Source organism: Leptospiraceae bacterium (assembly GCA_024233835.1).
In the GTDB taxonomy this organism is placed as follows: Bacteria; Spirochaetota; Leptospiria; order Leptospirales; family Leptospiraceae; genus JACKPC01.
On sequence record JACKPC010000007.1, the window covers coordinates 122311 to 135857 of the forward strand.

A 13547-nucleotide genomic window follows, 5' to 3' on the forward strand; every position below is an offset into this window, starting at 1 on the left:
CTTTTTTTTGACTTGAAATTTATTTCCGAGAGATTATACTGGAGAAGATAATAGTTATACCCGCAGGACACAATTGGACTCCAAGCAATTTATTTTAACTGATGACGATGGCTTAAAGGAACGACTGACTCCTTATTTGAAAAAGCTGAATGTAGAGTTTATGCCATTTGAGAATTTTGAAACTCTGAGTGATACGAACACAGAGGAGTTTATTAAAATAATTTTCTACATAAAAGAAGAAACGGTTCAAAAAGAGCATAAATGGATTCGAGACATATTAAAAAAGCACCTGACCCTGCTCATCCTTTTCATTATCAATGCTCCAATGGATAAAGATATCCTTGAAGGAACCGGCCTGGAGAATGATCTATTTTTTAGTAATGTAGAATCTACAGTTCCCGACATTTTCCTTGCAAGAACTTTTATCAATGCAGCCACTAATTTAGAACTGCGTATAGAAAGCTTTAAGCTCAGATACAAAGTAAATATTAGTTCCAATCATATTTCCAAACTCACAAAAATCGGAATCAGCCTTGCCAGTGAAAGGGATTTTAATAAACTCCTAAAAGACATTTTATACAGCGCCAGGGAAATTTCCCATGCAGATGGAGGTTCTCTCTATCTCGTAGAAAAAGATGAAATGGGCAATCCTCGCAATTTACGTTTCAAAGTTTCAGCTATGGATTTAAATAGTACTGAATTTATCATGTCTATTAATAAAGAAAGTATAGCTGGCTATGTGGCTTCTACCGGAGAACAACTTAACATTGAAGACGCTTATCATCTACCCCCGGATGCGCACTTTCGTTTTAACAAGGAATACGATAAACTAAAAGGGTACTATACGAAAAGTATGCTTACCGTTCCGATGAAGAATTATCGGAATGAAGTTGTTGGTGTTATTCAACTCATAAACCGCAAGAAAAATTTCCATCAAAAACTTACACTTGAACAAATGAAAACCGAAACTTTACCCTTTGATAAATATTCAGAGGGCCTGGTGATGAGTGTAGCCGGACAGGCAACGGTAGCTATTGAAAATAATAATCTACTTAATGATATAGAATCTTTATTTGAAGGATTCGTTACTGCCTCGGTAAGCGCAATTGAAGCAAGGGACCCTACCACCAGCGGTCATTCCTTCCGTGTTGCTGAACTCACTGTGGGTTTGGCAGAGATTGTGGATAGCTTAAATGAAGGAAGATTTAAGGATTTAAAATTTAGCCGGGAGCAAATGAAAGAGATTCGTTATGCCTCTCTTCTCCATGATTTCGGGAAAGTCGGAGTTCGAGAAAAAGTATTAGTAAAAGCTAAAAAATTAGAAGAATCCGAATTGGAGATTATTAAATGGCGCTTTCGCTACCTCATTAAAGAGCTTGAGTTGCGATTCACAAAAAAGAAATTGGATTATCTGAATAAACATGGAGAATCGACTTATGCTGACTATTCTAAATCAATAGATTTAGAGTATTTTTTAGAAAAAGAAAAACTCGAAAAATTTCTTCATGTTATTCATACTTCCAACGAACCCACTATATTAGAACAATCGAATTCTGCAATCTTGGAACAAATTGCAAAACTAAGCTATGATCTCCCTGAGAGAAAAAATTTAAAACTATTAACCGATGAAGAATTTAATTTTCTCTCCATTAAAAAAGGTTCTCTCGACTTTGAAGAAAGGAGAGAAATTGAATCTCATGTGGAACATACCTACCAGTTCTTAAGTAAAATCCCCTGGACAGGTGAATTAAAAATGGTTCCGAGTATAGCTCATGCCCATCATGAAAAGTTAAACGGCACCGGTTATCCGAGGGGACTTGTGGATTATGAAATCCCGGTACAGTCCAAGATGATGACTATAGCTGATATTTTTGATGCCTTAACCGATAAAGACAGGCCCTATAAAAAAGCAGTTCCCTTAGAAAGGGCATTAGATATTCTGCACATGGAAGTAAAAGACAACCATATAGATTCTGATCTTCTAAATATATTTATTCATGCCAAAGTCTATGAAAGGATTAAAAAATAAATGATGTTCATTCTATCTCTCTTTTTTTGGGGGTTTATAGGGCTTACCTCGATTTTCTTATTTCCTTTTGCTGTATTAATCTGGCTCATCACGTTTTTGCCGGATAAGAATCTAAAAATTCTTCATTTTTTTACTTCTTTCTGGGCATCCTTATATACCTGGTGCAACCCTCTCTGGAGAGTAAAGATAAATGGCAAAGAAAATATAGATCCCAAGAAAACCTATGTCTACATTTCCAATCATCAGTCTTTCGTAGACGTACTGGTTTTATTTCGCCTGTTCAGTCACTATAAATGGGTATCCAAAATTGAAAATTTTCGAATTCCCTTTATTGGTTGGAACATGTATTTAAACCGATATATACAACTTAAACGGGGAAGTATGAAAAGCAATGCACGTATGATCAAGGATTGTGTGGATGCCCTAAAACTCGGAAGTTCTGTTTTTATTTTCCCGGAAGGAACCCGCTCTGTTGATGGAAATATTAAGACTTTTAAAGAAGGGGCCTTTGAAATTGCCCTCAGAACCGGGCTTCCTATCCTTCCGATTGTGATAAACGGAACCTCGAAAGCTCTACCAAAAAAAGGTTTTGTTTTACGCGGAAAACATTCGATTCAGATAAAAGTTCTTCCGGAAATTCCGTATGAATCCTTCAAGGGAAAAGATTCAAAAACCCTAACAAAAGAAATTCAAAATATGATGAAAGATAAGCTGGAGCAATTAAAAAAAGAGATTCATGCAGGAAAATAAATCTATAGAAGAACTCCTTTTCAAAAGAGAAATTTGGGGTTTAAAAATAGCAAATGGAATGCGGGTGTTCGTCTGTCTCTTAATGCTTCCGATTACCTACATTTTAGCAGAAAAAGAATCTAATGAATTTATCTTTACATTTTCTGTAATCTTCTGCATACTTATTTATACCTTATATTCCATTCAATCACTCTACAGGAAGGCTTTTTGTCGACAAATTGGCTATGTTGGTGCTTCTATGGATGCCCTGGCCATTCCCTTATTGCAAATTATCTGGTATAACTCGGCAGGAGGAACAGAAATCATAGCCTCTTACCTCTTAAAAACCAGAATTTCAGACATTAGCTTTCTTTTAATTACGATTAACTCTTTAACTTTATTTCCTGCCTATCCTTTGATTGTATTCTTCAGTATGATACTTACTATCTCAGGTTCTTATCTGTATGTTATTTCTCAGGAGAATATTTTTTATACAAGCGATTGGGTAGAAACACTTTTAGGTAGCTCTGTTAATGTGGCCGATTTTTTTACCAGGCTTCTTACCTTATCCACTACAGGTTTTGCTATAATTATTATTACTTATATAGCAAGAAAAATGATTCGGCAGGCTGCCCGAATGGAAATTGCAAACGAACAGTTAGGTAGGTATTTTTCTCCTTCGGTGGCAAAAAAAATTACAGAAGAATCCGCCGAATTTTTACAACCGGGAGGGAAAATACAGAAAGTTACTGTCCTATTTAGTGATATTAGAAATTTTACAAGTATCAGTGAAAGCCTGCACCCAAAAGAAGTTCTTTCTTTTCTTTCAGAATACCACGAAAAGATGGTGGAGATAATCTTTAAACATGGTGGAACTCTCGACAAATTTATAGGAGATGCGATCATGGCCACTTTTGGAACACCGGAACCGGGAGAAAATGATACCCTTAGAGCAGCCCTAAGTGCAAGAGAAATGTGTAAGGCTCTTAAAGAAATTAATATTGAAAGAGAGAAGAAAGGTTTATTCCCTATTCATCATGGTATTGGTATACACTCAGGGGAAGCACTTGTAGGTAATATGGGGACTAAAAATAGACTGGAATATACCGTTTTAGGAGATACCGTAAACATCGCCAGCCGAATTGAAAGTTCTTGCAAAACCTATCAACAGAGTATTCTTTTTTCTCAAATGGTAAAAACTGAAATTGAAAATAAATTAGAAACTGTTTATATCGATACAATAGAACTGAAAGGTAAAACAAAAAGCACTGAACTCTATACTCTAAAATTATAAGTCGCTTGACTTTTTTTTTCAATGGATAATTCTTTAAGGTATGAGTATTGGTAAAGTATCGGAATCCCCCACTATTCCCCGAAAGAAAGCCTCCTCGGAAAAGTTTGATGTCGCCGAACTTTATAAAGGTCCCCTGAGCGACGATTCCCGAAACTCCGCAGGGAAAATAAGCCTCGATGAAAAATTAAGAAAAGCTTATTTCTGGATAACAAACTATGCCATCATCAGCCCGTTTTACGATATAGAATACAGTCATGGAGCCAATCAATCTTATACATTTGGTGATAACAAAAATTCAGTACAACTCCCTTCTTCCCAGAGTTACTCAAGCTTCATCCTGATGCCTTTATTAAACCTTGTTGCCAGAAGACGTTGTTTGTTAGTAGGAGGACCCGGTCGAGGAAAAACAGCCAGTGCAATTCTTATGGGAATTTTAGCAGGCTATAGCATGAAAGAACTCAAGCGTTCGATTCAACACGGTCAGCCCCAGATGACAGTTTCTGATTTATTAGGAAACCCCTTACCTTCTGATTTAATGAAAGCAGAAAGTATGGATGATATTAAAATTGCCTGGAGAAAGTGGCTGGGTATGCGAGTAAAAATCATTGATGAATATAACCGCATTCCAACCCGAACTCAATCCGCTCTCCTTACTGTATTAGCAGATAATTATGCAGAAATTTTAGATCAAATATATGACTGCCCGGAAGCAGCCTGGTTTTTAACCGCCAATGACGATGCGGGAGGAGGAACTTATCAGGTAATCGAAGCCCTGCGTGACAGGATCGATATAGTGGTAAAAGCTCTGCATTTTAATACCCGGTTTTTAAATGATCTCTTAAGACGCATCAATGAAGACTGGAAACCCGAAGAAAATGTTCCTTCTGAAATTATTTTTACTGAGGAAGAAATCAATGAGATTAATCGAAGAATTTTAGAAATCGAAATTCCCACTCCTCTTCTTAGACGAATCGAATTCTTTGCCAGCCATTTTGAACTCCACGAATACGCCGGAGAACAACTGGAGTATAAAACAAAGGATACCATCAAGCTCTCCGGCATAGATTACAATCTTCTCTCCATGACAGAAACGGGAAAAGATAAATTAAAAGACCTGGGGAGTCAGACTCTAAATGGGCTTTCGGTAAGATCCCTTATGACGAGTCTTGTGTTTGTAAAAGCCATGGCTTATTTCAGAGGAAATGTAGAGGTTAGTTTTGACGATATACGAAATATCATCCCCTTTGTCTTACACGACAAATTGATCCAAAATCCCAATTCTCCTTTTTTTGAACAGGGCACTAATGTTATTTACCGGGTAGATAAGATAAGCTGGATACGAAAGCTTTTTGATATTTCCTGTCAGGAGTATGACAGGCTTAGTATGGATAAAGATGATCCACTTATTGACTTAGAAGAAGAATTTTCCAGAGGCTTAGAAGGAGTGAGTGAAAAAGAAGTAAAGAAACGCCTGCTGGCTATAGAAAGAATTTTATCTAAAATGAGTAAAGGTAGGAAACTATACGGCCACATGTTTGATGATATTATCAAGCTCAAGTACCTTCACCAGAGGTATACAAATTATTTACAATGGTTACAGACACAAAGTTCTATCCTGTAGACGGTTTTTATAAATCGTTTCTCGAAACCGAAAGAGAAAGGTTAAACCGCGAGTTTTTAAGTATGAAACAATACTACCCATCCCTTCGTTCGGAGGAGTTTAAAGAAGTTTTATTCAGACTCAATCCGATCATTAATGAGCTTGAAACTGAAACAAAAGAAAATATTACAGAAATTGCTAATTTTCTATATTCATCTTCTTTAAAATTTTTAGCAAAGGAACTTATTGGTCCTCAATCCAAATACCCATATTTTTCTCACTCCTGGCAACAGCTTCTACAGGCAAAAGAACTCTATTCTGTTTCTGTTATAGACCTTCTATCCTCCCTGGGAAATGCTGTGTATAATTTATGTATATTAAACCAAATGGATGCAGGTAATTGGCTACAGACACTTCAGGGTATTGCCAAAAAACATACCACGAAAGATGAAATTTTACAGGCCGGCAAAATTTCAGCCTGGATTGTCGGGCTTCCTCAGTATCGTAACTCCGCATTGGAACTTTGCCTGGAAACAGAAACTTCCTTATTGGAAGACATTTTTTCTGTGAAGATTACAGAATCCTATAATATATTAAAAGAAGTTTTTTATGAAATGTATAAAGACCCCTGGCTACGTTTCGAGCTGGCACTCAAAGGTAATTTAAAAAAGCGAGATATAGTTTTAAAAAAAGCCGGTGGTTTTATTGGCTATGGAGGGAAGTTTCGTGGTATTCCCACGGTTCAATCGCTAAACTCGGAATTTATCATTTCGAGCGGAGAAGAGGATTTCAGACTCTATGCCGATATATATGGAACGGCTGTATTCCGGGTAAAAATGGAAGAACTTTTAAGCGAACCCTGGCAGGAAACAGAAGAACCCGGGCACTTCTTAAGCCCGGAAGGAACTCTGAGTATGGGTTCTGTACAGAAGAGATTTTTAGAGCTAAAAAATGTGCATTCAATTGCGAGTAATCCTCATACTCTGCTCGCCTGCAATCGTTATTCTTACTACGTTTTTATTGCTGGTGCTATATGAAAAAGGAGACTAAAGACGAAGAAGAAATATCGCCTCTTCCTCCTGAATTAAAAGAATATTGGGAAAGAACCTGGCCGGGAGCATTAGAACTCTGGAGTCGTTATACAAAAATATCAGATCCTATATGGTGTATGAATGAAAAACAGGATAAAGAAGAAAACCTTTCTGATAGTTTCGCCATGATCCGACTAAGCGAACACAGAGTAATTATTAGCCTGCATAAAATACATAAGCTCGGACTGAATAATTTTGCAAAAGAAATTCTGGCTCATGAAATCGGGCATCACGTTTATTGTCCGGGAGATTTGAATGACCAGGCAAAGATGCTTGCCCGAATGCGTCTCGGTTTACCTTATAAAGAAAATATGGCACCTTTTATTTCTAACCTATATTCTGATTTACTCATAAATTATAAATTACAAAGAGACTTTAACCTTGATATAGCCTCTGTATATAAAATTATTAATCCTGAGAAATTCGACAAACTCTGGCTGTTTTATATGAGAATCTATGAAATACTGTTTTCCTTACCCCGACGTAGTTTAGCTGTTGATAAGATACAGGATAGCATGGAAGGAGATGCCCAGCTAGCTAACAGATTAATTCGAAATTACGGCCGTGACTGGCTATTAGGTAGTGGAAGGTTTGCAGCCCTTTGCTTACCCTATTTAATGGAAAACGAATATGCAATTTCCCTTAAATCTCTCGCTTCCTGGAACGATACTCGAGACTGTGCAGCCGGAGAGGTCTTGCCCGATGGTTTAACAGAAATCGATGAAGATGAATTAGAAGGCTGCATTCATCCTGCTTTAGAGGGAAGCGATCAAGTCAGCGGCGAAAAGACCGAGATTCAAAAGAAACTGGAGCCTGTAGACTCTAAAGGTGAAACAAAGGGACAATATAGACAACCTTTCGAATATGGTGAAATTCTTAAAAGCCTCGGTATAAAATTACCTAACTCTGACATAACCATTAAATATTATAAAGAAAGAGCTTTATCCTACCTGGTTCCATTCCCTGTGCAAAAAAATGAACGTGTTACTGAACCTTTACCGGAGGGACTCGATACCTGGGATATCGGCTCGCCTTTAGAAAATATCAACTGGGTAGAAACAGTTATTCGAAGTCCTGTAGTAATCCCCGGTTATACTACCGTCGAGCAGACCTATGGAACCGCAGAAGGAGATACTCCTCAAATTGAGCCTGTAGATCTGGATATTTATATAGACTGTTCCGGCTCTATGCCAAATCCTTCTTACAAAGTATCCTACCTGGCTCTGGCCGGAACGATAATCGCCCTGTCTGCCTTAAGAACCGGTGCTTCGGTTCAGGCTACTTTATGGAGCGGAACGAAACAATTTAAAACTACCGATGGTTTTATCCGTGATGAAAAAAAAATACTGGAAATTGTCTGCGGTTACATCGGCGGGGCTACCGCTTTTCCTATTCACATAATGCGCGATACCTATGCTCTTAGGACCAAAAAAAATAAAAACGTGCACATTCTCCAAATTTCCGATGATGGAATTACAACCATGTTTAATGTAGACGAGAAGGGAAATTCGGGAAAAAATATAGCCGAAATGGCTTTACAAAACGCAAGAGCCGGTGGAACCTTTGTTTTAAACCTCTGGAATGATTGGAAAAAAGATAAATTATTGGTTCAAGCTCACGAAATGGGTTGGGATATACACATTGTTAGAAAATGGGAAGAACTCCTAATTTTTGCAAAAGAGTTCAGCAAAAAGAAATATACCTTAAATAAAAAAAGATGAGGCTTTGTTTGCCTACTGACTACCGGTTTAAACCGGTAGTCAAGGGAATGCCTACCTGGTTATTTGAACAAATACCTTCATCATTAATTATTTTATATTTGAAACATCTAATAATTCTATTTCAAATACTAAGGTAGAGTTTGGAGGAATAGAAGGAGTTCCTTCCTGTCCGTAAGCCAGGTGCGAAGGTATTGTAAGTTTTCTTTTTCCACCTACCTTCATTCCACGAAGTCCTCGATCCCAACCACGTATTACCTGTCCTACCCCAAGCTGAAAACGGAAAGGAGATTTTCTATCATACGAACTATCAAATTTTTTTCCATCTTTTAACCAGCCGGTATAATGAACCTTTAACCAGCGAAATTTCTTCGCTTCTTTACCTTTACCATTACGAAGATTCTCGACAATGAGTTTATTCGTTTCCGATAAAACCGGGCTCATAAAGCCCAGGATAAGAAAAATGTAAAAGAAGCTCTTCAGGAATATAGCCATGGCATTTTTCCCTTCTGCCCGATTTCGAAGGATTGTATTTTATCTTCGTGTACCAGAGTTAAACCAATGTCATCCAGTCCCTTATACAAACAATCCTTACGAAAAGGGTCTATCTCGAACTTATATTCCTTTCCATTAGAAAGAACAATAGTTTGGAGAGAAAGATCTACTTTTGCAGAAGCTTTATTATTTTCCTTAATAAACTGAAAGATTTCATCTACCTCGGAAGAAGAAAGCACTACAGGTAAAATTCCATTCTTAAAGCAGTTATTATAAAATATATCTGCGAAAGAAGGAGCGATTATCACCCGAAAGCCATAATCTTCTAATGCCCAGGGAGCATGTTCCCTCGAAGAACCACAACCGAAGTTATCACGAGCAGCCAGTATAGAAGCATTTTTAAATTTATCTTGATTCAGTTCAAATTCGGGATTTGGTTTTGTACCGGCATCGTCAAGATAACGCCAGTCGTGAAATAGATGAACACCAAAGCCGGTTCTTTCAATCTTTTTCAAAAACTGTTTGGGGATGATGGCATCGGTATCGATATTGGCCCTATCAAGCCCTACCATAATTCCTTCATGTAAAGTAAACGCTTTCATTATTTCCACCCCCTTATATCTACAAATCTTCCTTCGATTGCCGCTGCGGCAGCCATTTCAGGGCTAACAAGGTGAGTTCTACCACCTTTTCCCTGTCTTCCTTCAAAGTTTCGGTTGCTGGTAGAAGCACAACGCTCACCCGGCTGTAAGAAATCATCATTCATGGCAAGACACATAGAACAACCTGCATTTCTCCATTCAAAACCGGCAGCCGTAAAAATCCTGTCCAGACTTTCCTCTTCTGCCTGTCTTTTAACACGACCGGAACCCGGAACAACTATCGCTTGAACAGAAGAAGACACTTTCTTACCTTCTACCATTTTAGCGGCAGCTCGCAAATCCTCAATACGGGAATTCGTACAAGAACCAATAAAAACATGGTCAATTTTTATGTCTGTAATTTTCATACCGGCTTCAAGGTTCATATAAGCCAGGGCTTTTTCTGCACTTCCTTTTGCAACCTGATCGGAGAACTCAGAGGGCTTCGGAACATTTGCATTAACAGGAACTACCTGGCCGGGAGAAGTTCCCCAGGTTACCATAGGTGCTATGTCTTCCGCTTTAATAATTATGGTTTTATCATAGGAGGCCCCTGCATCACTGCTGTAGGTTTTCCATTTGCTTACTGCTTTATCCCAGTCTGCTCCTTTGGGAGCATAGTCTTTTCCTTGAATATATGCAAAAGTTTTTTCATCAGGAGCAATAAACCCGGCTCTAGCTCCGGCTTCAATCGACATATTACAAACCGTCATTCTGCCTTCCATGGATAGTTTACGAATAGCCTCTCCGGTATATTCAATCACGTAACCGGTAGCACCATCGGTTCCAATTCTCCCGATAATAGCAAGAACAATGTCCTTAGCAGTAACATAGGGAGAAGGAGTTCCCTCAACCCGTATTTCCATTGTCTTAGGTTTTTGCTGAATTAAGGTCTGTGTAGCCAGGACATGTTCTACTTCGCTTGTACCGATGCCAAAAGCCAGGGCTCCGAAAGCTCCATGAGTTGAAGTGTGAGAATCTCCACAAACAATGGTCATGCCGGGGTGGGTCAAACCCATTTCAGGTGCAATCACATGAATAATTCCCTGGTCGGGATGGTTTAGATCGAATAAAGTAATCCCGTTTTCTTTACAATTCTGCATAAGAGTTTTCATCTGTAGAGCAGAAATCGGATCGGCTGCATCCAGATCCCGTGTGCGGGTAGATACGTTATGATCCATGGTTGCAAAAGTAGCACCCGGTCTGCGCACGCTACGCTTACTCAAACGCAGACCTTCAAACGCCTGAGGGCTTGTGACCTCATGAATGAGGTGTCGGTCAATATAAATTATGGAAGAACCATCGCTCTCATGAACTAAATGCTCCTCCCATATTTTTTCAAACATGGTCCGTTTCATAGATCCATTTTTTTTTGAGCATTTATTTGCACAAGAACTATATAAACATCTGTTGATACACTAAAGCATTTTACTTATTTTCAAAAATCTCTACCCCCGTCCATTCACCCGGAATTTCGAGTTTTCTATACTTTTCTATCCTCTCGATATAAATTTCAGCAGCTTTATCTTTTGGGTCTTTTTCTAAAACTCTTTGAAAAGAAGAACGGGCCTCATCCCATCTACACGAAAGATAAAGTTCTATACCTTTTTCAAAAAAAGATTTCGTAGCTAATTTTAAATCTATAATCCTTCTGGAATTCCCGTTCAAAATTTCAACAACTCCTACTGCTTTTTCCTTTCCTTTCACCTGAACTCTATCGATTTTTCTGTATAAGAATTTTTCTTTCTTTTGTAAGAGTTCGAGGGTATTTTCACTAATAATAATAGAGGCGTTATACTTCTTAGTCAAACTTTCCAACCTGGAAGCCAAATTCACAGCGTCAGAAATAACAGTTCCTTCCAAACGATTTGCTTCTCCTATAATTCCTAAGGTCATATTTCCCGTGTGAATACCGATTCCGATAGATATTCTTTCGTAAGCCTGCTCTTCTCTATGCAAATTATAGTAGTGCAATTCTTCGAACATTTCAATAGCTGAATTGAGTGCTGTATCCGGTGTATCCGGATACAAAGCCATAATGGCATCTCCTATATACTTATCAATAAAACCATTATATTTTCTAACCAGGGGTCCTATCCTCTTCAGATAAGAATTGATGAAGTTAAAATTCTCTTTCGGGCTCATTTTTTCTGAAAGACTTGTAAAAGAACGGATATCAGAAAAGAGAATACTCATCTGTGTTTCCTTATGATCCCCTAATTGAATATCTGTAATTTTAGATTTATCTAAATATCTAAGAAACTGCTCCGGAACAAATTTTTGGTAGGCAGCATTGGTTTCCATAATTTCCTGAGTAGCTCTCTCTAAGTCATCCTTTGCTTCCTTAAAGGCTGTAATATCTTCAAGAATTCCATCGAAGACAAAATTCTGTATCTTCTCATCGAAACTTAAAGTGGCAGTCATAGCTACATAAAAAGGAGTATTATCTTTTTTCCTTAATATCACTTCCTGCCTGTAACATTGTTTCTTCTCTTTTAAAAGTTTGATAAAACTTACCCTTTCCTTTATATTTAAAAATATATCTTTCGGAAAAAGTCTGTAAACCTCAGATTCATAGGAATATCCAAAAATTTGGATTATCGCCGGATTGGCTTTCACAATTTTTCCGCGATTTCCGCCTATATGTCGGTATACTCCTACCGGTAAGTTATTAAACAAAGAGATATATTCCTGTTTTTGTTCTTCCAATTTAGTATTCAGAAATTCCTGTTTCTTTTTGGACAGGTTGATAGAGTGAACCATTTTATTAAAAAATATCGTTAGATGTCCAATTTCATCATTCACAAAAACGGGAAGCTTGGTATTATAATTTCCCCTGTTCACTTCCTTTATGCCGCCTATAAGGGAATCTAAGGGTCTTACCAGGGTCCTGTATAGAAAGAAGGGAATGGCAAAGATAAAAGTGAAAAATCCACCTACTCCAAAAATCAAAAGCAAAGAAGCAGTTCCATGCATTTCGCTTCTAAACCGCTTATATTCCCACAGAGATAATCGGGCTTTCTCTGTAAGAGAAGATAGGTGAGGATAGAAAAACATATTTTCTCTCTGTTCCATTAATAAAAAAGAAAGCAGATTAAAGATTACAAGAAAAATAAGGGCGGAAGTTCCGGCTACTTTTAGAGTAAAAGTGGTTTTTTCCTTTATATTATTTACATATAACATCATCAAGAGAAAGGAACCACTGATATGAAAGATTGAAAGACTGAGCATATATAAAGAGCGATTGGAAAAATGAAAGGTAAGAGCCGGAAGAAGATTGGAAACAAAAAAGGAAAGACCCAATAGTAAAATGCTTACTTTTCGAGTAGAAAAAAACACATAGACACTGTAAAGAAAAGCTGTGGAAACCATAAACAATGTGTAATTTAAATATTGCTTAATGAAGCCGATAGGAAGGAATTCATAGTAATCCATTTCCTTATCTAAAAAAGCCTCACTCGAAATGTATCGACTAATTATGTACACAGATACTATTATAATAAATATAATTTGTAAAGTCGTATAAATAATAACCGAATAGGAAAATTTTCTTCGATTAAATACATGTAAAAATAAAAAGAACAAATGGAAGTTAATAGGCATTGCAGATAAAACAAACAGGCGGCCCAGAGAACTTACTTCATGGAGCAGACTGTGACTGAGAAAATAGCCCAGTGCAGCTATACCCCCGGATAAAAAGTAGTAGGACAGATAAGGCGTGTAAATTCTTTTATTAGGTATTAAGAAAAGGGCAGTAAAGCAGGAGATTTCGAAGATAAAATCGAAAATCATAGATAAGGAATACCGTGTAAGTTGCATATCAAATAAATTTAGCACAATTACAACCTAATATATCGGACTTGCTTTTTTGGAAACGTTTTATTAAAAAATCTGAAAACGTTCGTGAATACCCCCAGGCCAAAGCTAATAAAAAACATCAAAGCTTAAAT

At 37.5% G+C, this 13547-nt stretch carries 10 protein-coding genes; 6 read left to right on the forward strand and 4 right to left on the reverse strand.

All coding sequences use genetic code 11. The annotated features are described in order from the left end of the window. Positions 1 to 160 precede the first annotated feature (160 nt). The 6 genes from H7A25_24695 to H7A25_24720 are packed head-to-tail and all read left to right on the forward strand — an operon-like array spanning position 161 to position 8464. On the forward strand, positions 161 to 2029 hold the full coding sequence (locus tag H7A25_24695) for a GAF domain-containing protein (GenBank protein ID MCP5503121.1): 1869 nt from the start codon (positions 161 to 163) through the stop codon (positions 2027 to 2029). After that, a complete protein-coding gene (locus H7A25_24700; GenBank protein MCP5503122.1) occupies positions 2030 to 2779 on the forward strand; it encodes a 1-acyl-sn-glycerol-3-phosphate acyltransferase in 750 nt (249 codons plus the stop codon). Then, the gene (locus H7A25_24705) at positions 2766 to 4052 is read left to right on the forward strand and encodes an adenylate/guanylate cyclase domain-containing protein (protein MCP5503123.1); all 1287 of its coding nucleotides are present in this window, start codon (positions 2766 to 2768) and stop codon (positions 4050 to 4052) included. Before H7A25_24700 ends, H7A25_24705 begins: the two co-directional genes overlap by 14 nt. A 40-nt stretch (positions 4053 to 4092) precedes the next feature. Beyond that, positions 4093 to 5673, forward strand: a complete 1581-nt coding sequence (locus tag H7A25_24710; GenBank protein MCP5503124.1) for an AAA family ATPase — start codon at positions 4093 to 4095, stop codon at positions 5671 to 5673. After that, positions 5643 to 6689 (forward strand): hypothetical protein, encoded by a 1047-nt coding sequence (locus tag H7A25_24715; protein MCP5503125.1) that lies wholly within the window; start codon positions 5643 to 5645, stop codon positions 6687 to 6689. Before H7A25_24710 ends, H7A25_24715 begins: the two co-directional genes overlap by 31 nt. Next, positions 6686 to 8464, forward strand: a complete 1779-nt coding sequence (locus H7A25_24720) for a VWA domain-containing protein (GenBank protein MCP5503126.1) — start codon at positions 6686 to 6688, stop codon at positions 8462 to 8464. Before H7A25_24715 ends, H7A25_24720 begins: the two co-directional genes overlap by 4 nt. Positions 8465 to 8551: 87 nt before the next feature. On the opposite strand, the gene H7A25_24725 is transcribed toward H7A25_24720, so the two are convergent. The 4 genes from H7A25_24725 to H7A25_24740 all read right to left on the reverse strand — a co-directional run bounded on the left by H7A25_24725 (position 8552) and on the right by H7A25_24740 (position 13434). Further along, positions 8552 to 8905, reverse strand: a complete 354-nt coding sequence (locus H7A25_24725) for an FKBP-type peptidyl-prolyl cis-trans isomerase (GenBank protein ID MCP5503127.1) — start codon at positions 8903 to 8905, stop codon at positions 8552 to 8554. 35 nt (positions 8906 to 8940) lie between these two features. Beyond that, the gene (gene leuD / locus H7A25_24730; GenBank protein MCP5503128.1) at positions 8941 to 9558 is read right to left on the reverse strand and encodes a 3-isopropylmalate dehydratase small subunit; all 618 of its coding nucleotides are present in this window, start codon (positions 9556 to 9558) and stop codon (positions 8941 to 8943) included. Beyond that, positions 9558 to 10943, reverse strand: coding sequence for a 3-isopropylmalate dehydratase large subunit (leuC, locus tag H7A25_24735; protein MCP5503129.1), 1386 nt, complete (start codon positions 10941 to 10943; stop codon positions 9558 to 9560). The genes leuD and leuC overlap by 1 nt, the downstream gene beginning before the upstream one ends. Positions 10944 to 11025: 82 nt before the next feature. Beyond that, the gene (locus tag H7A25_24740; protein MCP5503130.1) at positions 11026 to 13434 is read right to left on the reverse strand and encodes a PAS domain-containing protein; all 2409 of its coding nucleotides are present in this window, start codon (positions 13432 to 13434) and stop codon (positions 11026 to 11028) included. Positions 13435 to 13547 lie beyond the last annotated feature (113 nt).

Excerpts from the sequence above, each read along its gene's own strand:
- H7A25_24695 (MCP5503121.1), top strand. The coding sequence starts at position 161 with ATGCCATTTGAGAATTTTGAAACTCTGAGTGATACGAACACAGAGGAG.
- H7A25_24700 (MCP5503122.1), top strand. The coding sequence starts at position 2,030 with ATGATGTTCATTCTATCTCTCTTTTTTTGGGGGTTTATAGGGCTTACC.
- H7A25_24705 (MCP5503123.1), top strand. The coding sequence starts at position 2,766 with ATGCAGGAAAATAAATCTATAGAAGAACTCCTTTTCAAAAGAGAAATT.
- H7A25_24710 (MCP5503124.1), top strand. The coding sequence starts at position 4,093 with ATGAGTATTGGTAAAGTATCGGAATCCCCCACTATTCCCCGAAAGAAA.
- H7A25_24715 (MCP5503125.1), top strand. The coding sequence starts at position 5,643 with ATGGTTACAGACACAAAGTTCTATCCTGTAGACGGTTTTTATAAATCG.
- H7A25_24720 (MCP5503126.1), top strand. The coding sequence starts at position 6,686 with ATGAAAAAGGAGACTAAAGACGAAGAAGAAATATCGCCTCTTCCTCCT.
- H7A25_24725 (MCP5503127.1), bottom strand. The coding sequence starts at position 8,905 with ATGAGCCCGGTTTTATCGGAAACGAATAAACTCATTGTCGAGAATCTT.
- leuD (MCP5503128.1), bottom strand. The coding sequence starts at position 9,558 with ATGAAAGCGTTTACTTTACATGAAGGAATTATGGTAGGGCTTGATAGG.
- leuC (MCP5503129.1), bottom strand. The coding sequence starts at position 10,943 with ATGTTTGAAAAAATATGGGAGGAGCATTTAGTTCATGAGAGCGATGGT.